The 24,731-nt window shown below is 36.3% G+C and carries 19 protein-coding genes and 2 pseudogenes; 8 read left to right on the forward strand and 13 right to left on the reverse strand.

Going from position 1 to position 24,731, the window contains the following annotated elements:
• Positions 1 to 24: 24 nt before the first annotated feature.
• The 7 genes from BALOs_RS07990 to BALOs_RS08020 form a co-directional block, all read right to left on the reverse strand.
• Positions 25 to 1,125, reverse strand: a complete 1,101-nt coding sequence (locus BALOs_RS07990) for an ABC transporter permease (RefSeq protein WP_162929613.1) — start codon at positions 1,123 to 1,125, stop codon at positions 25 to 27.
• Positions 1,126 to 1,208: 83 nt separating this feature from the next.
• The gene (locus tag BALOs_RS07995; RefSeq protein ID WP_120404843.1) at positions 1,209 to 3,326 is read right to left on the reverse strand and encodes a 3-hydroxyacyl-CoA dehydrogenase NAD-binding domain-containing protein; all 2,118 of its coding nucleotides are present in this window, start codon (positions 3,324 to 3,326) and stop codon (positions 1,209 to 1,211) included.
• Between the two features lie 13 nt (positions 3,327 to 3,339).
• Entirely contained in the window at positions 3,340 to 4,629 is a 1,290-nt protein-coding gene (locus tag BALOs_RS08000; RefSeq protein ID WP_115362799.1) for a thiolase family protein, read from the reverse strand.
• Between the two features lie 133 nt (positions 4,630 to 4,762).
• Entirely contained in the window at positions 4,763 to 5,773 is a 1,011-nt protein-coding gene (locus tag BALOs_RS08005; RefSeq protein ID WP_115362801.1) for an OmpH family outer membrane protein, read from the reverse strand.
• A 154-nt stretch (positions 5,774 to 5,927) separates the two neighbouring features.
• Positions 5,928 to 6,179, reverse strand: coding sequence for a hypothetical protein (locus tag BALOs_RS08010; RefSeq protein ID WP_115362803.1), 252 nt, complete (start codon positions 6,177 to 6,179; stop codon positions 5,928 to 5,930).
• A gap of 14 nt (positions 6,180 to 6,193) precedes the next feature.
• Positions 6,194 to 7,522 (reverse strand): hypothetical protein, encoded by a 1,329-nt coding sequence (locus BALOs_RS08015; RefSeq protein ID WP_120404844.1) that lies wholly within the window; start codon positions 7,520 to 7,522, stop codon positions 6,194 to 6,196.
• A 4-nt stretch (positions 7,523 to 7,526) separates the two neighbouring features.
• On the reverse strand, positions 7,527 to 8,870 hold the full coding sequence (locus tag BALOs_RS08020; protein WP_162929614.1) for a glycosyltransferase N-terminal domain-containing protein: 1,344 nt from the start codon (positions 8,868 to 8,870) through the stop codon (positions 7,527 to 7,529).
• 218 nt (positions 8,871 to 9,088) lie between these two features.
• On the opposite strand from BALOs_RS08020, the gene BALOs_RS08025 reads away from it, so the two are divergent.
• The 5 genes from BALOs_RS08025 to BALOs_RS08045 all read left to right on the forward strand — a co-directional run bounded on the left by BALOs_RS08025 (position 9,089) and on the right by BALOs_RS08045 (position 14,472).
• Positions 9,089 to 9,967 carry an autotransporter domain-containing protein gene (locus BALOs_RS08025; RefSeq protein ID WP_120404846.1) on the forward strand — a complete coding sequence of 293 codons (879 nt, stop codon included), beginning with the start codon at positions 9,089 to 9,091 and terminating at the stop codon, positions 9,965 to 9,967.
• A gap of 139 nt (positions 9,968 to 10,106) precedes the next feature.
• Complete coding sequence (locus BALOs_RS08030; protein ID WP_115362810.1) at positions 10,107 to 11,336, forward strand: hypothetical protein; 1,230 nt, start codon at positions 10,107 to 10,109, stop codon at positions 11,334 to 11,336.
• 55 nt (positions 11,337 to 11,391) lie between these two features.
• Positions 11,392 to 12,081 carry a dTMP kinase gene (gene tmk / locus BALOs_RS08035; protein ID WP_115362812.1) on the forward strand — a complete coding sequence of 230 codons (690 nt, stop codon included), beginning with the start codon at positions 11,392 to 11,394 and terminating at the stop codon, positions 12,079 to 12,081.
• A complete protein-coding gene (locus BALOs_RS08040; RefSeq protein WP_162929615.1) occupies positions 12,053 to 12,904 on the forward strand; it encodes a hypothetical protein in 852 nt (283 codons plus the stop codon). Before tmk ends, BALOs_RS08040 begins: the two co-directional genes overlap by 29 nt.
• An 83-nt stretch (positions 12,905 to 12,987) precedes the next feature.
• Positions 12,988 to 14,472, forward strand: a complete 1,485-nt coding sequence (locus tag BALOs_RS08045; protein WP_120404849.1) for a regulatory iron-sulfur-containing complex subunit RicT — start codon at positions 12,988 to 12,990, stop codon at positions 14,470 to 14,472.
• Here the strand turns inward: BALOs_RS08045 and BALOs_RS08050 are convergent.
• From BALOs_RS08050 to BALOs_RS08070, 6 genes and pseudogenes are all read right to left on the reverse strand, one after another.
• Positions 14,453 to 15,067, reverse strand: coding sequence for an alpha/beta hydrolase (locus tag BALOs_RS08050; RefSeq protein ID WP_162929616.1), 615 nt, complete (start codon positions 15,065 to 15,067; stop codon positions 14,453 to 14,455). The genes BALOs_RS08045 and BALOs_RS08050 overlap by 20 nt on opposite strands.
• Positions 15,057 to 16,469: an asparagine--tRNA ligase gene (asnS, locus tag BALOs_RS08055; protein WP_115362819.1), complete on the reverse strand. Its 1,413-nt coding sequence runs from the start codon at positions 16,467 to 16,469 to the stop codon at positions 15,057 to 15,059. The genes BALOs_RS08050 and asnS overlap by 11 nt, the downstream gene beginning before the upstream one ends.
• A gap of 10 nt (positions 16,470 to 16,479) precedes the next feature.
• Positions 16,480 to 17,479, reverse strand: a pseudogene (locus BALOs_RS08060) (adenosine kinase).
• A 13-nt stretch (positions 17,480 to 17,492) separates the two neighbouring features.
• Positions 17,493 to 17,919: pseudogene (locus tag BALOs_RS15550) on the reverse strand (YaaA family protein).
• Entirely contained in the window at positions 17,897 to 18,265 is a 369-nt protein-coding gene (locus tag BALOs_RS15330; RefSeq protein ID WP_205570946.1) for a YaaA family protein, read from the reverse strand. Before BALOs_RS15330 ends, BALOs_RS15550 begins: the two are co-directional and overlap by 23 nt.
• Before the next feature lie 84 nt (positions 18,266 to 18,349).
• The gene (locus BALOs_RS08070; protein ID WP_120404851.1) at positions 18,350 to 19,186 is read right to left on the reverse strand and encodes a class I SAM-dependent methyltransferase; all 837 of its coding nucleotides are present in this window, start codon (positions 19,184 to 19,186) and stop codon (positions 18,350 to 18,352) included.
• Between the two features lie 86 nt (positions 19,187 to 19,272).
• Here BALOs_RS08070 and gcvPB point away from each other — a divergent pair, with 86 nt between their 5' ends.
• The 3 genes from gcvPB to BALOs_RS08085 all read left to right on the forward strand — a co-directional run bounded on the left by gcvPB (position 19,273) and on the right by BALOs_RS08085 (position 24,726).
• The gene (gene gcvPB, locus BALOs_RS08075; RefSeq protein WP_120404852.1) at positions 19,273 to 22,326 is read left to right on the forward strand and encodes an aminomethyl-transferring glycine dehydrogenase subunit GcvPB; all 3,054 of its coding nucleotides are present in this window, start codon (positions 19,273 to 19,275) and stop codon (positions 22,324 to 22,326) included.
• Positions 22,327 to 22,686: 360 nt separating this feature from the next.
• Entirely contained in the window at positions 22,687 to 24,279 is a 1,593-nt protein-coding gene (locus BALOs_RS08080) for a peptide chain release factor 3 (protein WP_120404853.1), read from the forward strand.
• 93 nt (positions 24,280 to 24,372) lie between these two features.
• Positions 24,373 to 24,726: a response regulator gene (locus BALOs_RS08085; RefSeq protein ID WP_115362830.1), complete on the forward strand. Its 354-nt coding sequence runs from the start codon at positions 24,373 to 24,375 to the stop codon at positions 24,724 to 24,726.
• Positions 24,727 to 24,731 lie beyond the last annotated feature (5 nt).

Genomic DNA, 24,731 nt, shown 5'->3' on the forward strand with positions numbered 1-24,731 from the left:
GCTTTGAAACTAATCGAACACAGGTTAAGTACCAACCTTTTTTACGAAGGTCATGAAATTTCCATTGTCTTTAAAGAATCGCCAATTAGATAACAACGTAAAGACGACAGTGATAATAACGGGAACAATGAATGAATAGAAAAATGATGATGCCTCAAAGCGTACTGGTAGTGAGCGATCAACAAACATGGCCGGCATGATTGTAGGTGAAAACTGAACTAACAATTTTAACACAATAAAGCTTAAGATATTTCCTACTGCAATTGCACTTGCAGTGATGATAGCAATATTTAAACCACCGTATTTCTTTATATGGCCCATACTCATGCCAAGAATCCAAAATGAGGCAAAGTCATTTCTAACACGTGCATAGAAAATTGAAAGACCAGAAATAATTGAAAATGTAACTAGAACAATAGTTGCTAGAAATAGAAAAAGAACGACATTATTTTCTAAGGCCAGAGCAAATACGAGGTTTTGATTTAATTCTTCCCAAGTATGAAAACGTGCTCCATTTCCTGCAAACTTCGACTTAAGTTGCTCTTCTTGTATTTTCGTTAAGTTTGAAAAGACTCTAAGCTTATTATAATGACGAGACTTAGCAATAGAGAATGCACTATAAGCATGTCCCCAAGCATGAAACTCATCAATATCAGGATCCATAGAATCGGTAAAGGCCTCAACATCAAGAGACTTAAAACGAGGTAATTCGCCAAAGAATGTATCTGTATGGGCCGGTGAGATCAGTTGCACACGATCATCAAGTCCTGCATAAACCTTACGTGCTAAATATGGCGACATTAAGATCTCATTTCTCTTAGGCCAATGATCAATGGCCTTTGGAAGTATTGAACTTGTATCTTCTATAATTCCGTGAAAAATGACTGGTGCTAAATAACCTTCTAATCTTATCAGGCCTTCAATTTCATACTCTAATGTATACTTATAATTATTATCATTGAGATAAGAAGTGGCCTTTTTAAAATTGAAGTCTTTTTCAAGGTCAATAATATAGCGACCTAATGTTTGTTTACCTCGTTCAATACGATTGCTTTGCAGCCCTTTTAAAACTGATTGAACAGTAAGCAGAGAAAAGCTAGATATAACAAGACTCGCCAAGGCCATAATAAGTAGCCTTTGGCGAGTCTTCGCTTTAAATAAATAACTTAAAAAGAATTTAAAGAAACTAAAAAACATTATTCTTAGTTCTATAATTCGTAGAACTTTCCATTATCACTTGCGAGTTTATTAATTAACTCACAAGGAGTGTAGCGATCTTTATCAACACTATCTGCAAATTTAAGCATCTCTTCTTTTAATCTCGCAATACCTTGAGTATCTGCATATCTTAGAAGTCCTCCTCTAAATGGAGGGAATCCGATACCAAAAATTAGACCAAGATCAACATCTTTTGCTTTTGCAACAATCTTATCTTCAAGAGTCGTTGCAGCTTCGTTAATCATTGGTAAGAAGATTCGCATTTGAATTTCAGTTTCACTCATCTTCTTAGAAGCTTTTGGAAGCATTTTCCATGCTTCATCATTAGGTCCTGTAACCTTTCCTTTCTCATCGTAAAGGTAGAAACCTTTAGAGTTCTTCTTACCTAAGAATTCTTTTTCAAGCATCTGCTTTCCAATTCCATTAGAAGCAAGACGTGCTCCAAGGCCGTCGAAAATAATCTTAGAAACTTTATCACCTACATCGATTCCAACTTCATCTAAAAGCCTAAATGGCCCCATTGGCATACCAAAGTTTAGACAAGCATCATCGATATCTTTAATTGAAACACCTTCTTCTAATAAGAATCCTGCTTCATTCATATATGGCATAAGAATTCTATTAACTAGGAATCCTGGCCCATCATTAACAACAACAGGAGTCTTCTTAGTTTTTACAACCCAATTATAAAGAGATTCAACAGTTTCGTCTGAAACGTTATCATGCTTAATAATTTCTACTAAAGGCATCATATGAACAGGGTTAAAGAAGTGAAGTCCAGCAAAACGAGAACTATCTTCTAATGCCTTAGACATCTCTTGAATTGATAGAGATGAAGTATTTGACGTAAGAATTGTATCTGGACGAACTTTTGTTTCTGTCTCAGCAAATACTTTCTTTTTGATATCCATATTTTCAACAACGGCCTCAATTACAAGGTCAGTATGTTCAAAACCACGATAATCTGTTTGAGCACTAATTGATCTCATCTTGCGCTCAAAATCATCTTTAGACATACGTTTTCTTTTTACAGCACCTGAAAAGTTACTTGAAGCCTGCTTTAAACCAAGCTCTAGTCCATGTTGGTTTAGATCCTTCATGATTGGAAACATATCATTTTTGGCCATAAGCCATGCGATTCCACCACCCATTGTACCGGCACCAAGACAAGCTCCACGCTTTAATGGACGTCCTACACCTTTAGCATCATCCATTTTCTTAGACCCTTCCATTAAGAAGAAAATATGACGAAGGTTTTTTGATTGTTCACCAATACATAACTCTCCAAAAGCTTGTGCTTCTGTTGTTAAGTAAGATGCGCGACCTTTCATCACTCCACCTTCCATAACATCAAGTATTTTAAGAGGGGCCTGATAGAAGCCTTTTGTTTTCTTTAAAACTGACTCGCGGGCCTTTTGAAAAATAATTTTCTTTGTAAATACGTTATCAGTAGCAGCATCTTGTACTTTATCCATCATGCTACGCTTATCTGCTTTTTTCTTAAAATGCTTTGGAGCAAGATCAAGAAGGCGCTCTTTTGCATAAATCTCATCAGCAATTCCAACTTTCTTTGCTTTCTTTGCATTTAAGTTCTTACCAGTAAGGATCATATCTAAAGCAGTTGGAAGTCCCACTTTCTTTGGCAGGCGATAAGTTCCACCAAAGCCTGGAATTAGTCCAAGTTTAACTTCAGGAAGTCCAAGTCCAGTAGACTTATCATCACTCACAATAATAGACTTACATGATAGAGCAAACTCAAGTCCACCACCAAGACATACACCGCTTACACAGGCCACAGTCGGCATTTTAAGGTCTTCAAGACGATTAAAAATTGTCTGCCCTGCCTCAGCTCCTGCCTGGCCATCAGCAGCCGTATGCATTGTATCGAATAGATTGATATCAGCACCAGCTAAGAAGCATCTATCTTTGTGTGAAAAGAAGATGGCACCATCTAATTCTTTTTCTTTTGAGTGAAGATCTTCAACAATATCTTGAAGCTCTTTTAATGTTTCTTCATCTAAAACCGTCATTGCCTTGTCACAATTGTAACCAAACCCAACAAACGCTTTCTTATCCTTAATTTCAAAACTTAATCTTTTATATGTCATATCTGTATCCTACTTATTTTTGAAGGTTCTCAATAATCATGGCACCACCTTGGCCACCACCAATACAAAGGGAAGCAATTCCGTAACCGGCCTTACGCTTTTTAAGCTCATGTGCAAGTGTAACAACAAGACGTGATCCAGTTGAACCAACAGGGTGACCAAGTGCAATTGCCCCACCGTTTACATTAAGTTTCTCATCAGGAATTTCTCCCCAAAGCTTATCAACACCAAATTTGTCTGCAACTTTTTGATCAGTAAAAGCTTTCTTAACAGCGATAATTTGAGCAGCAAATGCTTCGTTAATTTCAACAAGATCCATCTGTTCTAAAGTTAGACCTGTTCTTCTAAAAACACCATCCATTGCTAACAGAGGCCCCATTCCCATACGCTCAGGCTCTAGACCGTGGAAGTGGTAGTCAACAACTCGCGCCATTGGCTCTAAGTTGTATTTTTTCACTGCCTCTTCAGAGCAGAAAAGGATTGCTGATCCACCATCAGTAATTGGACAACTATTTCCAACTGTAACTGTACCTGATTTACGATCAAAGTAAGGCTTCATCTTAGCAAGACCTTCAACAGAAGATTCTTTACGTGGACCGTGATCATTCATTAATAATTTATCTAATTTTGCACCGTATATTAAAGGGACAATTTCATCTGCAAAACGTCCTTCTTCAATGGCCTTAATGGCCTTGTGGTGTGACTCATTTGCATACTCATCTTGTTGCTCACGTGTAATTCCTAACTCACGTGCAAGAAGTTCTGCTGTTTGTCCCATATTTAACCCACAAAAAGGATCTGTTAGACCTTGCTCAATAGCAACAATAGGAGAAAGATAGGCCGGCTTAAAGCTTGATAAAACTTTTAGCTTATCACCTGTTGTTTTTGCCTTCATAAGCTTTGCAAAAAGCTCAGTCATCTGCTTTCCATAGATAAGAGGCATATTTGACATCGACTCAACACCACCAGCAACAACGATCTCGCTGCGGCCAGATGCTACTTTTAAAAAGCCTTGTGAAGCAGCTTCTAAACCAGAGGCACAATTGCGGTGAACAGAGTAACCTGAAGTTTTCTTATGTAGTCCTGCTTCAAGAGCGATAACTCGTCCAATATTTGGATATTTAGCTGGTGTCCCTGTGTTACCAAAAATAACCTCATCAACAGCATCATCTTCAATACTTGTCCCATCCATAATATGACGTACAAGGTAAGCTCCAAGGTATGGCGCTTGAATATCTTTAATAATTGTACCGGATTTGGCCTGTGGAGTTCTTACGGCCTCAACAATGTAGACTGGTTTCATCTATGATTCCTTTCTTCTGATTAATTGTTTTGACACTATTGTAGGGATTTTGACAGGTTATGCAAACAAAAAAAGGCTCCACTTTGGGAGCCTTCTTATTAGAACAGGATAAATTTCTTATTTAAACAATTGATTAGAATAGGTATGACAGTCCAAGACCTAAAGTGAATGAATCTGCACCTTCAAGGTTCTTAGCTTGATTATTTAGAACATAATCATTTGCTGAACCAGCATATTCATCTTCTTCACCCATTCTAAAGATATTCTTATCGTAGTTTAGCGCTAGCTGAACTCCAAATTCTTTAGCAAAATTAACTTCTGCACCTAAAGTCGCTCCACCTGAAACATAGCGATAAGATAATTCAGTATTATTAAAGCTATCTCTTGGGTTTTCAATTTTAAAGTTACCAAAGTGAACTTTAGTCCCAAGGCTTAAGAATGGCTTAATTTTCGCAGCACGAGAAAAGTAGAACTTAGCGTGTCCACCGAAATTAAACTCATTATATGAAATTTCATCATTTGCTGAGTGGTAATAACCAGTGCTGTAACAACCAGAATAACTACATGAGTATCCTCTATTACTAGCTAAGTCTTGGTCACCAATAGTCATTCCCATATAACCAACACTAATACCTACATCAACGCGATCAGAAACTTTAGTTTCTACTACCGCATCAAAATTAAGTCCTGCTGTCCACTCTTTCTGATCACCAGTGATTGTTTTAAATCCTGTTTGAACAGAAACTTTATTATCCAATTGTGGCCCTTGAGGTACAACTGGAGCTACGACCTCAGATCTAGCTGGAGCTGATTGAATGCTATTGATCTCGTCCATGGCCTTAATTTGACCTTCTAGAGCCTTTTGAATCTTCTTAGCGATTCTTCTCTCTTCTTTAAGACGCATATCCTCAACATTCTTTCTCATCATTTGCTCATGCTTTTCCTCGAGCTCACGACGAAGCTTTTGAATCTTGTCTGCCGCAGATTTCTTCTTTTTCTTTTTGTAAAATCCATCCAGATTAATTTCATCTGTATGAACGACTTGATCTGTCTCACTTAATAGTGGGTCTTCTTGTGCAAATGAAGCTGCACTAGAAAAGATCAATGCTGCCATCACGGCGCAATTAAACTTTGTTGTTTTCATTCTGTACTCCCTGTTCTTTGTAGTTCTTTGTACTAAATAAGAGTTTTATACTTGTTTATAACACGTAGCGAGATTATTCTCTGCAAAAGGTGAACGTTGATGAAATTATTTCATGGAGAAGGAAAAACAGTTAAAAATCAAGCACTTAGAATGTCTAACGAAGGTTGTAATAGCGAAATTTATCGGCCCTGACATCAGTTGAGCTATCAAGACCTATGGTATCAAGGAAACACAGAGGGTTTATGCTGCCTCGATCACAAGCACCGGGATCGGCCTTGAATCTGGCATCAAGAGTTTGAAAAGCAGCAAACATAATGGATACAATTGCAGTAATTAAAAGCAGATACTCGACAACAGTCTGTCCTTTATCATTATTTAACTCATTATGCTTTTTACTTTCTATCATTATAGTCCCTAATTTTAGACAAAAGTTTTATAGTCTCTTGCCTCTAATAGAGTTTGAGTTATTCCAAGGTTATTTTTCTTTAAAGGCCCGTGATAATACACGCCCTTTACACTTTCAAGTTTACCACGACTTCCTGTTCTAAACTTGAGTTTTACATTTTCTCTAGCATTTAAAAGTCCATGATTTCTTAAAAGACAAACCTCATCAATGGCAACACAATTTAATAAAACGTCTTGTGAATCGATTATCTCATTTTCAATTAGTAGCTTGTGAAACATATCTTGAACAAAGTCTACTTTGAAACAGTCTTCAAAGCGCCAATACACCTTCACTTCACAAACGCCATCACCACTTACTTTTTTACGAATAAAGGCAACATCGCTACCAAAGCTATGAGCATCAAAATGATAATACTCTCCAGATAATAAATTATCAGACATTTTATAATTAAGCTTGATACAGCCATATACGCTACTTAAATCATGGCCAATTCCCAACCTTTCAACGTTAGAGCTGAAGATGGCCATTTTTGATGGTGCTACAACTCCACTATAAGAAGCAAGTTGAGTGGCCCAAGGTCTTGCGTTTGAAAAACTAAATTCTTCAATCGTATCTTCTAAAGTTACTCCTCCAAGCTTTTCGATGGCATCCTTGGCCTGGGCCTCTAGGGCGAGACTCCAAATAAAGCGATATCTTGGAGATAATAAAACAATGAAGAAGTAAATTAACTCAAGATCAGAAAATGTAAGCTCTATTGATTGTGTATAAATACAGCGCAAAGAACTCATTAGCTTTTGTAATTCACTATTATTTTTAAACTCTCGTCTAAATGAAGAGTAACAATCATAAATATAATCAGGAAGTGCACTTTTAAAAGTAGCAACAGAAACTTGGTGAATCGTCTTGTAACGACATAATGACTCTCCAAGACGACTTACTGCTGTTAGGAAGTCCTCTTCAAAATCACTTATCTCTTTTTGTTCAGAAGCAAGTATCTGCTGCAATTGCGCATGTAAGTTTGGAAATTGTCTTGTTACCTGTGAATAATTCAGATAAGGCCTAGGTGATGCGAATTCATATCTTTTAGAATTAACTAATAAGCAAAATGGAGCGAGCTCAAAATTTGATTTCTTAAAAATTGATGACTCTTCATCAATATCTGATATCCATGTTTTAATGAAAGCTAAATCAATAGGCCCATAGAATTTAAAATAAGGATCGTTAGACTTAATTCTTTGATCCTTTAAATACACGGCATCATGCCCGCTTTTTAAAATTTGAGACGAAGTTAAAAAACTCGTTATATTATTACCTATAATTAATGTATCAATATTTTTATTCATAATTTTACTTTGTTAATAAGTTAATTAATTTTCTCTTGGCCAATTCGCTCTCTTCAATCATAGCAGAGATGACCTCAGGTTTCATAGAGTCTTCGTTTACTTGACTCATTATATGGTAAATCTCATGACAGTCTTCGATAATCTTTATATTAAAATTTGATGAGATAATCATATCGTATTCTGTCGAACGATGAATATTAGGGCCACAGAAGATCCTTGAACCAGCAACAAATGGCTCCAATAGTGAGTGAACACCTTTACCGTGGCCACCACCAACGTACACCTTATGAAAGTATGGATAGATTTCACAAAGGATTCCCTTCACTGTACATAAGATTAGTCCAGGATTCATTGTAATCTCTTTCAGAAAAGACTGAAAAGATTCAAGTGTTAATTTTGATTCATCTAGAATATGTATCTTAAGCTTAGGAGAGAGTTTTTTGATCTCTGATAACATCTCCTCCACTTTATCTTCTTTTAATAGATGGGGAGCTAGAAACACAAATTTCTTCTTATCTGCTATATCATTTAATAAATTTGTATCATTAAAGAAAGTGAATTCATTTATCCACATTTGAGCAAGACAAATTCTATCTTGATAAGGATAGAGTCCTAAAATCTGACTTAAGAACTCATAGTGTTTATGCTTTCTAAAACTCTTTTGACGAGAGTTAATCTGAAGCATACGAAGTTCAATTGGGGCAACGATCTGAGTGCCTAACTGCGCACTTTCAAATACCTTCTGATCTTCAATAGTTGCTGCTATAACCTCACTAAATTGAGCGTAGATAAACTTCTTAATCCAAGAGATGATAGGTTTACCATCTTTATTAAACCTTGCTTTAGAGCTTTTTGAAGTAGCGGAAAATAAGATAAACTCACTCATCTTTGATCCAAGATAAATAAGCTCAGGAAAAAAGTCATATCTAACCATCATCATCTTTGAGGCACTAGACCAAGCAATAATATTTTGTCTTTTTAAAAGTGGAAAGTATGTGATGAGGGGCAACCTTAGATAACGAACTCTCTCACGATGGGCCTGATAATATTCAACGACCTTGTGCTCCACACTAGGAGAAGTGAAAAGCAATTCAACATTTTTACCATGTGAAATTAGCTCATCAATAATAGGCCTAATTTGCTCGAACTCCCCTTCACTTGAGAAATGAAATAAGCAGTGGGCCTTCTTGCCTACACGAGAAAATGCTCTCGTTCCTTCATCCTGATAATTTTTGGACTCAAAACTTACTCGACGATAAAATGGCCCTATTCTTAATAAGTAGAAAAATAGAAAAAATGGATAGGCCACTATTCGAAGAATCGCCTGAATAAGAAAAATCAACAACATACAAATAGTATAAAGATACATCTAAGAGAATAGAAGCTAAAAATGTGGTCGAGATGACACCTAGTGGATACATTTTACATAAAATTATAAAAAACGAGTGTCATTTTCTTAAAAAATCTTACATATAACTTTAATTTTGTACCTTAACGAAATTCTGGATTGCCATACAATAAAAAAACTTCGATTATTGGCTATTGTATAAAAAGAGGGAGAAAAAAATGGGATTATTTAGGGGAGCGATACTCGCATTCATGGTTACCAGCGCACTTGGTGCTACATCAACGGCATCAATGCCTTCAGTACCAGCTACAACGACAACTCAACAAACAGCAGCGACACCAAATCCAGAAGAAAACACAATTTGGCAAAAATTAAAGAAATCACCATTCAATGCCCAATATTTAGTGGAAGGCTCAAATGGTTTTAAAGAATCAATTAATGGATACAGTTTCTATAACTACCTATATCTAGGTTACAATATCAACGACAGATTTGCTGTAAAAGTTGTTCCTTATTGGCAAACAGACTTCTCAGAAAAACAAGAAAATAAAGATGGAAGCCGTACAATTCATCAACAATACGGTGCAACTCAAGCAAGACTTTATGTTAAGAAACTTTTAACTGATAAAGAAAATGGTTACGACCTTTATCTTCAATACCGTCTATACCACTACCCGGCCGCCACAAGAAAGTCTGGATATGATGCAAAACAACGCTTTTACCTAATTGGTGGAAAGACGATTAACGATAAATTAAGAATCGGTACTTATGCATTTTACGAAAGTTATATTAGAAACTCTGGTAAATCATCTCTTTTAGCAAATTACTACGCAGCAGTTGCTCCTACATATTATATAAGTGATAAGCTATATACATCACTTACAATTGACTACTATAGACAACAAAGAAAATCTGGAAGTACAGAAGCTGAGACTCTTTCAGTTTCTCCAGAAATTGGATACAGCTTCCCATTTGTTTCTCTATCAGCATCACTAGCTCTAGAGCCAGTAGACTTTAGAGGTGAAGATCCTGATTTCGTTGATGAAACACTTAAGAATGCCAGACTAGTAGTGTCGGCCTATTTCTCAATCCTATAATTTCATAATTACATTACAGATACTTACTAGGCCGACTTTATAAGTCGGCCTTTATTTTTAAAGCTTTATTAAACATCAGGCAATATTTTCCGATAACTCTAGTAAGAAAGTGATTAAACTTATCAGGGTTTGAGGATTTATGAGTTCAAATACAAAGAAGAAAGTTACAGAATATCTACTGACTAAGAAGCAGATCTCAGCTGGCCTCTATGAGCCAAATGAAGTCTACTATATTAAAGACAGTGGAAAAGAACTTGGACCATTCTGGCAGGAAGATTTAAAAGAGTTTATTGATGACTATGGACTTCTTAATCAAAATGTTCTCGCTAAGAGCTTAAACGACTCAGATTGGACACCAGTAACTTCTCACCCACTATTCCAAAGACGAAGACCTGAGATTGTAAAAGAATTTAAAATTGATGAAGATGATCAATTCTTCTTACTAAAAAATGGTAAGAAAGATGGACCTTTTACAAGTAATGAGGTCAATGCAAAGCTTGATAAATTAGAGGTGCTTCACACTGATCTAGTATCTGTTGATAATGGGCTCAGCTGGGGAACAATTTACGAATTTGAAGTATTTGATCGTCGAACTAGAGATAATCAAAGTTTGCCTGAGTCACCACAAGGCCATGTTTTTCAAAATTCTATGCTTGATGCGGATCGAGCGATGGCAGTATCTAAAAAAGATCAAGGCGATCGCGAATTTATTTATGATCTTGCTTATATTGGAAACCAAAAGCTAAATCCGAATAAACCACAAATTGATGACTTTGAACAAAAAGAACAAACAGATAATACTGCAATGTTTAGACTAGCAGCTTTTGCTTTTAGCTTTATCATTGTAGCTGCAGTATTTTTTACTTTTTCAAACTTTTCAGGAAGCCCTGAGCCAGTAGCGAAAAAACAAAAAGTGCAAAGAACGCAACGTACTCCAGCTGCTAAGAAGAGAACTCAACCAAAAGTTCAAGAAAGGCCAAAGCCAACAAAGAAGCCTACAACGAGAATTAAAAAGAAAAAAGAGGCACCTAAAAGAGAGATCACAAGAAGCGATAGACCTCTTAATAAAGGAAGTTTTCTAAGTGACACTAGAGAGATGACTGATGGACAAATGGATCCAAGAGACCTGCCTCCTGAAGTTATTTTTGATGATAACTCTGAAGCATTAGAGCTTGATCCAATTAGAGAGAGAATCTCAAAAGAAACTTTTGATCCACAACAAGAAGAGTTAGAAAATTATGACGAACTTGATGCGGCCCGTGAAATTGTCGATGATTATCTTGAGCGATCACCTGCTGCAGGAGGACAAGAAGAATTCTATGAAGATGAGTTTGTCCCTGAAGATGCTATTGAAGGTAGTGAGTATTAAGCAAAATTTTAAAGAATAAGTAGTCAAAAATTAAATATTTGTGTTATTTTTAAGTATGGAAAACACAAATGAAATCACGAATTTAACACAATACTTTAGAAAGGCCGCTTTCCCTGGCTCATATTTTTTCAGTTTCGAAGGTATCGAAGGATCTGGAAAATCAACTCAAATCGTAAAGATTAAAGACTATCTAGAAACAAAAGGTTTCAACGTAATTGTCATTAGAGAACCAGGTGGAACTGCATTTGGGGAAAAGCTTAGACAAGCAATTCTGACGTCTACACAAGAACTTCACCCAGCAGCAGAGGCACACTTATTTGCTTCAGCAAGAGCACAGAATCTTTCATCATTAATTCTTCCAGAGCTTGAAACACCTAATACTGTTGTTATCTGTGACCGTTTCCTTGATAGCTCAATAGCCTACCAAGGTGTAGCAAGAGGTTTAGGGCCAGAATATATTTTAAATATTCACTCTAGCTTCCCTCTTAATATCGTTCCTCATAAAACATTCTACCTAAGAATTGATTTACAAAAGTCATTAGAGAGGCAGCGACTAAGAAATATGCCTAAAGACTATTTTGAATCAAGAGATAATAGCTTTCATCAAAACCTCATTGAAGGATATGATTATTGTGCAAGTATTTTCTCTGATCGCGTATCAGTAATAGATGGTTCACAGAGCATGGATGATGTTACAAACGAATTAATAAATAACATTGACCAAATTATTAATGCAAAAGAATAATCAAGAACAAGATCTCGCCTTTAAGGCCCTTTTTGAAAGATACAAATCTTCACAGATGGCGCACTTCTATACCCTACACACAGCAGGGCAATTAGAAGTTGATGAGAAATCTAAAATCTTAAGTAATTGGACAACTAACTTCCTTGAAAATATTCTCATGTTTGAAAATAATTGGGATCATGACCATGCAAGTGAATCCTTAACTCTAGGCCATGAAGACATACTAATTATTGAGACAGATGAGAAAAGCTATAAAGTAAGTGATAAGAAAATTGAAGAATTTTTCGACTTTATTCGATTTAGGCCATCAAAATTAAAATACTGCATTACTATATTTAAAGACTCTCAAAAAATATCACCAATACTGGCAAATAAATTATTAAAAACACTTGAAGAGCCTCCTGCTGGCCATTTATTTATTTTTCTAAAATCTTCAAATGAAAAGTCACTAGCAACAATCGATTCAAGAACTATTAATATTCACATTACAAATGACTCTAATGATAATATTGATAAGATTCAAAATCTCGATTTTCATAGCTTTCTAGATAGAAGCTGTAAAGATTCTGAGCTAAAAGACATCTTAGTAGAGATAAGAGATGGCAATCTAAAATTAGATGCAATCCAAGGCCTAATAAAAGAGAAGCCTGCCAGAGAATTAAACCTCCACCACTTGATAGCTGCCTATATTAATCAAAACGAAAAATTTGATATTAGGGATCAAATGAAGTGTCTAGAAGCGATAAAGAATTCAACTGAAGAAATTCCATTTAATGGTGCTGTGAAATCACGTCTTTCACGCCTTTTGCAGTTCGTTATATAAGCAATTTACGATGCATAAAGGCTAGACATAAAGCAGTATAAAGAGGACAATAAGATCTGTTCAAAAATAAATTTGGTAATTAAATGACTGATAATAATACGACGCAGGACTCTGAGCAATCAGAAGCTGCTAAAAATACAGAGACAAAACAAGCAAAGGACTCTCCTCGAGAATCCAATAAAGAGCAAAAGAAAAAAGCAAATAAGTTCAGTAAGCACGATGACAAACTTGCTAAAGAGCAAGAGGGAAAGTTCGAAGAAGGACAGACCCTAACGATGGTTCGTGTTAGATTTCCTGGTAATGCTAAATCTCAGCCTTTTTTACTTGGTAAGAGAAAGTTTACTTATGGCCAAAAAGTTATTGCCATGAGTGACCGCGGAATGACTGTAGGTTATATCAACTCTTTTCCATATGAAGTTGAATTTGATAAATCAATGCTACCAATCCGCTCCATCTCAAAAGTTGCCACTCAAGAAGATATTGACGAGCAAAAAAGCTATATGAAAAAGGAAAATGAGGCTGAAGTCACATGTATTCGCCTCATTGAAAAACATAATCTCAATATGAACCTAACTCACGTTGAATTTATTCAATTTGGGAAAAAAGCCGTTTTCTACTTCACAGCTCCAGAGCGTGTTGACTTTAGAAACCTCGTCAAAGACCTTGTTTCTGAAATAAAGATGCGTATTGAACTTCGTCAAATTTCAGTTAGAGACCGTGCTGCTGCACTTGGTGCTACCGGTGCTTGTGGACTACAAACATGTTGTTCATACTTTCTAACCAACTACGGTAATACATCGATTAAAATGGCAAAGAATCAAAATCTTGCCCTTATCCCGGCCAAGATTAATGGTGTTTGTGGACAAGTTAAATGCTGTATTAAGTATGAAGATGATGTTTATACAAATAAGAGAGAGTTCCTTCCAGGTGAGGGATCATATATTCGCACTAAAAATGGCGATATTGGAAAGGTCCTAAAGCTTCATATTCTCCTTGAACAATTTGAAATGCTTACAGACCGTGGCTATATCCGCCGCTACTATAAGAACCAATTCGACCGCAAACGTTGTCGTCCACCAAAAGATTGGAAATTCCCAACAGAGTTTAGATCAATCACAAAAGAGAACTCTGTTGTTATTGGAATTGAAGAACTAGAAGAAGAGCTACGCCTAAGAAAGCAAGCATTTCTAAAGAGCCTTCACGATGAAGATGATGATCAAGACGAAGATGCTCATGAGTTAATGGATGATGAAGAAACAACTTCAGATGATGAGGAAATTGAAAAGCTTCCTCTTGATTCAACTGAAGATGAAAATGACAATATTCCGAAAGAAAATGTCGAAAAGAAGCGTCATAACAATAATAGGCCAAAGAGACGATCAAATAATAATCGCAATCGCGGCCCTAGAAATGACAAATCAGATAATAAAGATGGTGAGAAGAAGTCTCGTGGGAGAAATAATCGCAACCGTCCACCAAAAGGTAAAGGCGGTGGAAACTTCCGTAAACCATCAGGTGAAAAGTCTGAAAACAAAGGGGCCAACTCCCCTAAGAAGTCTGATCAATAATTCTTTTTAATGAATCATAAGCGCGATGGTGAGGGAAACGATTTTCTCTTACCATCTCAATATTTGGCAACTTTCCAAGAAACTTCACATTTAACATTTCATCTTTCTTATCAACAACAACCTTACGAAGACATTTCTTTAGCTCAATCTTCTCGTTTAACAAAATAATTTCACGATAAACACCAAGGCTTACATATGAACGAACGCGAGTCTTTATTGGGGCAAGAGATGGAATTGGAAGGATTGCGGCAGGGCCTTTAGCAACCTTACCAACAAGCTTTGCTAATTTATTACGGGGTATAAATGCAGGAGCAACGTAAGTAATCTTACGATCCCCTACTTCAATCACATCGTGTTGTATTAGCCATTCTATTAATAGAGCACTTAAAGAGTGGGCCACAATATGAGCGGTAGGATTTGCTTTAAATACCTCTTTAATACGCTCACAATCTTCTTTAAGATTTGGCCTGGCCTTCTTATTAAAAGAAAGTGAAATATACTTAACATTTGGATTTGAAAAAATAAAAGATCCCGGGGCCTGATTGAGCCCCGGAAAGAATACTATATTTGGATAGTTTTTTTGATTAGAAGTCACAATTTCCCGGCGTACGAGGGAAAGCAATTACATCGCGAATATTGCTCATACCAGTAATATACATAATTGCTCTTTCAAACCCAAGGCCAAAACCAGAGTGAGGAGCAGAACCGAACTTACGAAGCTCAAGGTACCACCAGTAACCTTCTTTCTCCATTCCCATCTCATCCATACGCTTTGTAAGCTTATCAAGGTCTTCTTCACGTTGTGATCCACCAATGAGCTCACCAATACCAGGAACAAGAACATCCATGGCACGAACAGTTTTACCATCGTCATTTTGCTTCATATAGAAGGCCTTACATGTTTTCGGGTAGTCTGTAACTGTAACAGGTGACTTGAAATGAACATCCGTTAAGTATTTTTCATGTTCAGTTTGTAGCTCATCTCCCCAATTCGTTGGGAATTCAAATTTTTGGCCAGAAGCATTTAATATATCAATTGCTTCTGTGTAAGTAATCTTTTTGAACTCTCCATCACGAACGGCAGCTAAAGTTTCAAAATGAGATGCATCAACATCTGTAAATGGCATCTTATATAAGAACTCAAGTTCTTTGCGGCAATTAGTGAAAGCATAATCAATCATATACTTTATATAATCAGCTGCAAGATCAGCAACATCATCAAGATCAGCAAAAGCAACCTCAGGTTCGATCATCCAAAATTCTGCTAAGTGGCGTTTTGTATTTGAGTTTTCAGATCGAAATGTCGGCCCAAATGTATAAACCTTGCCAAGACCAAGAGCGTGGCACTCACCTTCAAGCTGACCTGTAACACATAGTGAAACATCTTTACCAAAGTAGTCTTTAGTAAAATCAACTTCACCTTTATCATTTTTGGCCGGGTTTTGCTTATCAAGAGTTGAAACATTAAACATCTCACCAGCACCTTCACCATCTACTGCAGTAATAATTGGCGAATTTAAATAGAAGAAGCCTTTTTCATTAAAGAAGTTATGAGTGGCCATTGCAAGTGCGTGACGTACACGAAAAACTGCGCCAAAGAGATTCGTTCTAACTCTTAAGTGAGCAATATCTCTTAAGTGTTCAAGAGAAGTTCCTTTCTTTTGAAGAGGGTATGATTCATCAACTGCACCAATAATTTCACCAGTAACTGCTTGCATCTCAATTGTTTGATTCTTTCCTTGAGACTCAACAACCTTACCTGTGATTGAAACACATGTTCCTGTCAGCATCGTTGAAAGAGCTTCATAATTTTCAATATCAGCATCTGCTACAATTTGGAGAAGATCTTGAGAAGAACCATCATTAAGAACAATGAATGAAAACTTCTTAGACTTTCTAACTGAGCGAACCCAACCTTTAACTACTACTTCATTACCGATAAAATCACTTGAACGATCAAATAATTTCTTTAATTCAATACGCTTTAAATCTGTCATTTAATACCTTCTATAAAACTTCTTTTAAAATACTCTGAGTTGTTTCTTTTTCTAGTCTTGGACCATATTGAGTCACAAGCTTTGCTGAGCAAGAACAAGCAAGTGTTCCTGCTTGAGCGTAATTTAGGCCATTAGTAATCCCATAAAGGAATGCTCCAGCAAATAAGTCACCTGCACCATTTGTATCCATAGCTGTTACTTTTGGAGATGCAACGTTTAGACGCTCATTCCCATCAAATAAGTAGGCCCCTTTGGCCCCAGCAGTAATAGCAAATGTATGAGAAACTTCTTTAAGAGCATTGAAGGCATCATCTATATTATCTAATCCTGTGAACGACTTCGCTTCTTCTTCATTACAAAATAGAAGATCAAGTTTTTCACTACCGATCATTTTCTTAAAACCATCCTTAAAGAATCCAACAATACCTGGATCAGAAAAAGTTAATGCAACTTTAACATCATTTTTGCGTGCATAATCTCTTGCCGTTTCGCAAGCAGCAATGCCTGCAGCTCCAGTAACAAGGTAGCCTTCCATATATAGCCACTTACTTTCACCAAGACTAGCTAGATCCAATTGATCATCTGAATAAGTTGCAGTTGTTCCAAGGAAAGTATTCATTGTTCTTTCAGCATCATCTGAAATCATAACGAGACACTTACCTGTTTCACCATCATATAGGCCTTGCTCAATATTAGACTTTACACCATTAGCAAGAAGATCATTCTTGTAGAACTCTCCTGTCTCATCATCTGCAACTTTACAAGAGTAGAAAGTCTTTGCTCCTAGCTGAGTCGCACCAATAATTGTATTTGCAGCAGAACCACCACATGCTCTGGGAATGACCAACGTTATTACCACTTAAAGCTTTAAGAAGATGATCTTGTCTTTCTTTTTCAACAAGAGTCATAAGACCTTTTTCTATTAAGTGATCCGTTAAGAATTCATCACTAACTTTAAATTCCATATCAACAAGGGCATTTCCCATTCCATAAATATCGTACTTCTTCATATAAATTCCTTTATTATTCTTCTCTTCTTTTAAATATTAATTCGTTACTAGCTTTATCAAATCCATCATATTGATATCCGGCCACATTAAACTTCTTGAGGCCTTCAATATCTTTAACTTTATTTTCGATAATATAACGGGCCATCATTCCACGTGCTCTTTAGCATTGAATGAGATCACTTTATATTTACCATTCTTCCAATCAAGAAAGCGTATATTTACTAATTCAGGAACTAGCTTATCTTTCACACTTTTGAAATACTCTTCTGAAGCAAGGTTCACAAGGTACTTAGATTTATTCTTCTTAGCGTCTTCATTGATTTTTTCAACAATTTTATCGCCCAGAAGTTATAGAGATTTGTTAATCCTTCTGCGTTGATACGTGTTCCCATCTCAAGTCGATAAGCTCTTAACTCATCAAGTGGTGCTAAAAACACCATATAGACCAGATAAGATTTTTAAATGCTTTTGGGCGTAATTCAACTCACTTTTTTTGAATTCACTTGCATTTAGTCCCTGGTATGTATCGCCAGCAAAGCTAAAGACGGCCGCACCAAGATCATTTGTCTTCTTAAACTTTTTAAAACGCTCCACATTTAAATTTGCAAGATTATCAGAGAGCTTCATCATCCTAGAAAGATCACTACTATCAAATTTTGCCATTTTCTTTGCCAACTCACTGGCCTCATCGATGAATGCAGGCGTTTGTAATTCGACACTATTTGCAAGCTCAATTTCTGAGTGGTCAAAATTAAGTTTTTTCGCAGGTGAGATAACAATATCCATGAATATCCTTTGAATAAAATTCGTAACTAAACGCTTGAAATGATAACAATAACTTTATCAAAAGACTATGATTCTTAGGAGTATTTAAGGGATAAAATAACGTTCATAACGTGTGGATTTACCTGTATAGACAACTTTCTGACACTTAGAATCATCCGGAAGTTCTAAATTAGGTGCTTTCAATGGCCTCTTAAAACAAACCAACTTAAATTTCTTACATAATTCAGATAAAATAGTAGCTTGGTCTTCGTCACTTCCAACAAGTTCTTTGAATGTTTCCATTTCCTTACGGCTAAGGGCGCTCTTTGTTTTGGACTTACCTGATTCGTACATCGGATCATAAAAGCAGCGATCGTAGCCAGCTGGAATTTCACTAGAATAGGCCTGGCCATATTCTAGCCTCATCTGATTTTTAAAGGTTTGAGCAATCATTTCGTCGTCACTAGCACAGGCCTGCAAATAGGCCCATAATCCTAACGCAAAGACATATGGGTTTCTTTCAAAACATATTAAATTGCATTTAAAACTTAATAATAAACAAGCATCCTTTCCTGTCCCCATTGTTGCATCAATAATTTGATTATGTGCTAAATCATCACCCTTGAGTTTTAGAGCTCGAAAAAGAGGCTCCTTAGTAACTGCATAGCGTTTTTTAAGATGTGACTTTAATTCTTTGGCCCAATCCAGTGTTAGCTTAGATGATTTTTTCAAATCAATTAAACTTAACTGTTCACCATTAAAATCTAAATAATAAGAAACCTCATCAGTTAAGCTTGAACAAATCTCAAATTCGACACCAAAATCTCTTAACTGTTTGGCCCAAAGACCTAGTGCATCGTTCTGAGATTCTAATGATTTCATATTAATATCAATGCCATGAACAAGAATTTGAATAGGTGTTAGTTTTACGTCATTTTTCATATTAAAATCAAGTAGATGGCCTGTTGTTTCTATGTTATAAAATCATTCTTAATTGAGACACAATTTATAACACAATTGGAGAATGGATGTCACACACACAAGACGTTTCTAATGCAACAATCGATAAATTAGGATTTGATCCTAGAAGTTTGAAGGTAAACTCTCAGGATATAAACCGTGAGCTAGCAAAGAATTATATTAGCGCTAGTGATAACGACATAGAATCAATGTTAAAAGAGCTAGGTCTTAATTCTCTAGATGAGCTTTTTTCACATATCAAAGATGACGTTAAATTCTCTGAAAAGATCGCTTTAGAAAAGGGCCTTAACTACGACGAACTAGTAGCAAATTTAGATACACTCTCTAAGAAAAATAACATCCCTACTAATTACTTAGGAGATGGACTACCACAATATAAGATTCACGATATTGTTCCTTACGTATGTAATATCCGCGGACTTACTACTGCCTACACTCCATATCAACCAGAAAGGTCTCAAGGAACACTTAATACTCTTTGGATCTATTCAAGTGCAATAACTGCACTAACTGGTTTTGAAGCAATTAACTCTTCTCTTTATGAAAGATCAACTTGCTTATTTGAAGCACTTAAAACAGGTGTTCGTTTAGCTAGAAAAAAAACAAAGGTTCTAGTAAGTGAGGCAATTTACCCACAAGACAGAAGTGTAATTGAAACAAATGCTGCACATACTGGATTAGAAATCTTATGGGCACCTATTAATAAAGAAAGTGGTCTTATTGATTTCGAAATTACAAAAGAGATCCTTACTACAAATAAAGACATCGCTGCATTTGCCTTTGGACAAGTAAACTCTCTTGGACTTTTAGAAGATGTCGATGCTCTAACAGATTTATGCCAAGAAAATGACGTGTCATCTATTGCAATTATTGATCCAATTCTTCTTGCAAACAAAGGACTTAAAAAACCAAGTGAGTACGGAAGTGACAAGTCAGGTGTCACAATGATTGTCGGTGAAGGCCAACACTTATGTCTTGATGCAAATTACGGAGGACCTGGTCTTGGTATTTTCGGTATTCGATTTAACGAAAAGAACAAGAATCAAATCCGTCAAACTGCTGGCCGCTATGTTGGTAATGCAGTTGATATGAATAATAAACAATGTCTAGCAATGGTTCTATCGACTCGTGAACAACATATTCGTCGAGAGAAGGCCACGAGCAATATTTGTTCTAACCAATCTTTTGTTGCAACAATTGCAGGAGCCGCCCTTCTTGCTCACGGTGATCAAGGGCTAGAAACGAAGCTTGGAATCTCAAGACAAAACACACAATACTTCCTTGCTAATATTTTACACCTTGATGGTGTTGAATTAGCTTTTAATGCGCCTTATTTCAATGAAGTCGTTTTAAAAATCAATAAGCCAGTAAAAGACTTCATCAACTCTAATGATGATATTGTTATAGGAAAAGATATCACTGGACGCCACGGCCTAGAAGGAAATCTATTAAAGATCTCATTTGGTGATCTTCATTCACAAGAAGATATCGACAAGCTTATTAACGTATTTAAAAATAATTTCACAGGTGATGAAAATGCAGATGTATTCATGCCTGATTTACCAGAAAAGTTCCTACGTACAGACGCACCAGGGATAGCTCAATTTACATTAGAAGAAGTAAAGGCCTTCTATGATAAATGTGGAGAGCTAAATGTATCTCCTGATGATGCGATCTATCCACTAGGTTCATGTACAATGAAGTATAACCCATACGTAAATGACTGGGCAGCAGGTCTAAAAGGCTTCACAATGGCCCACCCTGACCTAGATGATAAATACACTCAAGGAACTCTTGAGCTCCTTTATAATATTCAAGAAGACTTTAAGTCCATCACAGGACTACCAGGTGTTGTAACTCAAGCAGTTGCAGGAGCTCAAGGCGAGCTTGTTGGTATTAAAATGTTTCAAGCATACCATGCTGATAAAGGAAATGCGCAAACTAAGAATGTTATCTTAATACCAAAATCAGCGCATGGAACTAACCCAGCAACTGCTGCAGTGGCAGGATTCGTTCCTGGTAAAGTGGATGGAAAACAAGTCGGAATTATCACTCTTGATGCTGACCAAAGAGGTCAAATTGATCTTGAGCAATTAAAAGAGATCATTAAAACAGATGGTGATCGCATTGCCGGTATCATGGTTACAAATCCAAATACAGCAGGTGTTTTTGAAGAAAACTTCAAAGAAGTTGCAGACCTAATTCACTCAGTAGATGGGCTTGTCTATATGGATGGGGCCAATATGAATGCAATTGCAGGTATTGTCTCTTTAGAAAAGCTTGGTGTCGATGCTTGCCATAATAACCTTCATAAAACTTGGACTATTCCACATGGTGGTGGTGGACCAGGTGATGCTATCGTAGCAGTAAGTGATAAACTTGTTGATTATATACCAGGTACTCAAGTTGAAAAACTTTCAGATGGAAGCTTTAAAAAAGTACGTGCAAAAAAATGCATCGGAGACTTTCACCGTCACGATGGAAATGTTGCCCACAAAGTTCGTGCATACACTTACCTTAAGGCCCTCGGTCAAGACGGCGTTGTTAAGATGTCACAAATTGCAGTTTTAAGTGCAAGGTACTTATTTAATAAACTTAAAGATGTATATCCAATGCTACCTCTTGGTGCAGACAATACACCGAGAATGCATGAGTTTATTATTACATTAAGTGATGATATGTTTGCTCATATTGAAAAATCTGGGACACCAAAGAATCAAATCATTGCAAAGGTTGGAAAGCTATTTTTAGACTTCGGACTTCATGCTCCAACAGTTGCCTTCCCTGAAGTTTTTGGTTTAATGATCGAGCCAACTGAATCATTTACTAAAAAAGAACTAGATGAATTCTGTGATGTACTCATTGCAATCAAGAATGTTTTAAGCGATTCTCCAGAAGTTCTTCAAACAGCACCACACTTTACACCAATAAAGAAAGTTGATGAGGTATGGGCCAATAAGAATCTAAAATTCTACACAGAGCTTAAAGAATTGTGGGAGCTACCAAGTGACGAAGTTTCGCCTAAGCAATTAAGGCTAAATGATGCAATCGAAGTAGTTGAAATGATTAGAAAGAAACACAGAGAAATAAAAGAAGCATAGAAATAAAAAACGCCAGTCAGTGACTGGCGTTTATATATTGAAGTAGCAGGAATTGAAAAACATACGAATAATTCGAGAATAAACAACAACACGAAAATTAACACGAATTTGGGGAACAAAGAACAACAACACAACTTTATCGATATGTTTATTCATCAATCCCTGCTACATATGTCTGTGATTTATACGATGTGATTTTGGAAGTTACAACCTATCATTTTTGCACGTGTAAATATTACAAAGGGGTCTTGAACTGTTAAGCCTTGTTATTAACAAAGCTTAATTCAGATATAAGTGGCCCTTATAGAAACGAAAGAAATTAAATAAAATACTAACTGAAAAGACAAGAAAGAAGTAACTATGGAAGATTTAAAAAGAGCAACATTTGCAATCATCTCTCACCCGGATGCCGGTAAGACAACAATGACAGAAAAGCTATTATGGTTTGGTCAAGTTGTAAGAAGCGCAGGGATGGTAAAAAGTAAGCAAGGTAATTATGCTAAATCTGACTGGATGGAGATGGAAAAAGAGCGTGGAATCTCTATTACTTCTTCAGTTATGTCATTCCCATATAACGAAAGGGCCATGCACCTACTCGATACTCCTGGTCACAAGGACTTCTCAGAAGATACTTATCGAACTCTTACAGCTGTTGAAAGTGTTCTTATGATGATTGATTCAGCAAAAGGGGTTGAAGCACAGACAAAGAAGCTAATGGAAGTCTGTCGAATGAGAGACACTCCTATTGTATCTTTTTGTAATAAGTTTGATCGTGATGCTCTTGACCCGTTTGAACTAATCGACGATGTGGAGAAAACATGCTCAATTCAATGTGTTCCAATGACTTGGCCAATCGGCTCAGGTGTTGAGTTCAAAGGTGTATACGATCTTCGCAATAAAACTATTATGAGTTTTAAAGATGCTAAAGATCCGTTTAGCCCAAATATTATCGATGCAAGCGATTTAAAAGCGGATCACATTAAAGAATTTGTAGGTGAAACTCTTCTAGAAAAACTTAAAGAAGACCTAATGATGATTGAAGAGTTAATGCCAGAATTTAACGAAGAAGAATTTCTAGCAGGTATCATGACTCCAATGTATTTTGGATCTGCCCTTAATAACTTTGGAGTTAAAGAAGTTCTTGATACTTTTTCAAAATTTGCTCCAGGCCCTGGAGAGCGTGAAGTTCTTAAGGCCCCATTTGAAAAAGAAGAAACACGTATGGTTGATCCAAGTGAAAAGAAGTTCACTGGATTTGTCTTCAAGATTCAAGCAAATATGGATAAGAAGCACCGTGATCGTGTTGCATTCATTAGAGTATGCTCTGGGCGATTCACAAGAGGACAAAAAGTTACTCTTGCAAGAACTGGCAAAGAGATAAAGATTGCAACTCCTCTTATGTTTCAAGCACAAGATAGAGAGATCACAGAGTATGCAATTCCTGGAGATATAATTGGAATCCACGACTCTGGAAAATTACAGATTGGTGATACATTCACTGAAGGTGAAATTATCCAATTTACAGGAATTCCAAGCTTTGCCCCAGAGATCTTTAAAAGAGTTTTATTAAAAGATCCAATGAAAGGAAAGCAGCTTGATAAGGGACTTCAACAACTTTCAGAAGAAGGCTCTGTTCAATTGTTTAAAAGACATAATTCAACTGAAAAGATTCTTGGTGCCGTAGGTGTTCTCCAATTTGAAGTTGTACAAAGAAGACTTGAGGATGAGTACAATGTAAAAGGAGAATATGAAGGTTTCCCTTATACAGGTATTCGCTGGGTTAAAATTCCAACAGAGAAGATGAAAGATGAATTTGTGTCGCGTTATTCTGCTAATATCGCCTACGATATAAAAGGGCGTATATGCTTTATCTATCGCACGGAGTGGGATTTGAAGCTGGCCCAGGAAAAATTTGAAGAAGTGGAATTTTTCAAGACTAATGATTTTAAATAGTTAACTAAACTAAACTAAATATGTCTTGTAAATCAAATAAAAATTAACTATTATTATCTTCACCTTATTGAACAAAAAACAAGGTTAAGAGTATTGAAATTTTTATTTGTAGAAGATGAAGTAGAGTTAGTCGAATTATATCAATATATGTTTGATCGAATCGGCCTAGACTATGAAGTCGCCTATAATGGCGAAGAAGCACTTGAAAAAGTAAAGAATGGTCAATTCGACTTTATTTTCTCTGATATTCGTATGCCTAAAATGAATGGAATTGATTTTCTAAAGAATCTTATTTCAGAAGGTCTCAATTTCAAGAAGTTTGTTTTCGTTACGGCCCATCAAGAAGTCTCACTAGATGAGGTTAAGGAGATGGGAGCACACGACATACTCTATAAACCAATAAGACATCAAGTTTTCATGGATTATATTCAAGATTTACAAGCATAAAAAAG

The sequence above is a fragment of the Halobacteriovorax sp. BALOs_7 genome (assembly GCF_003612895.1).
Taxonomy (GTDB): Bacteria; Bdellovibrionota; Bacteriovoracia; order Bacteriovoracales; family Bacteriovoracaceae; genus Halobacteriovorax_A; species Halobacteriovorax_A vibrionivorans.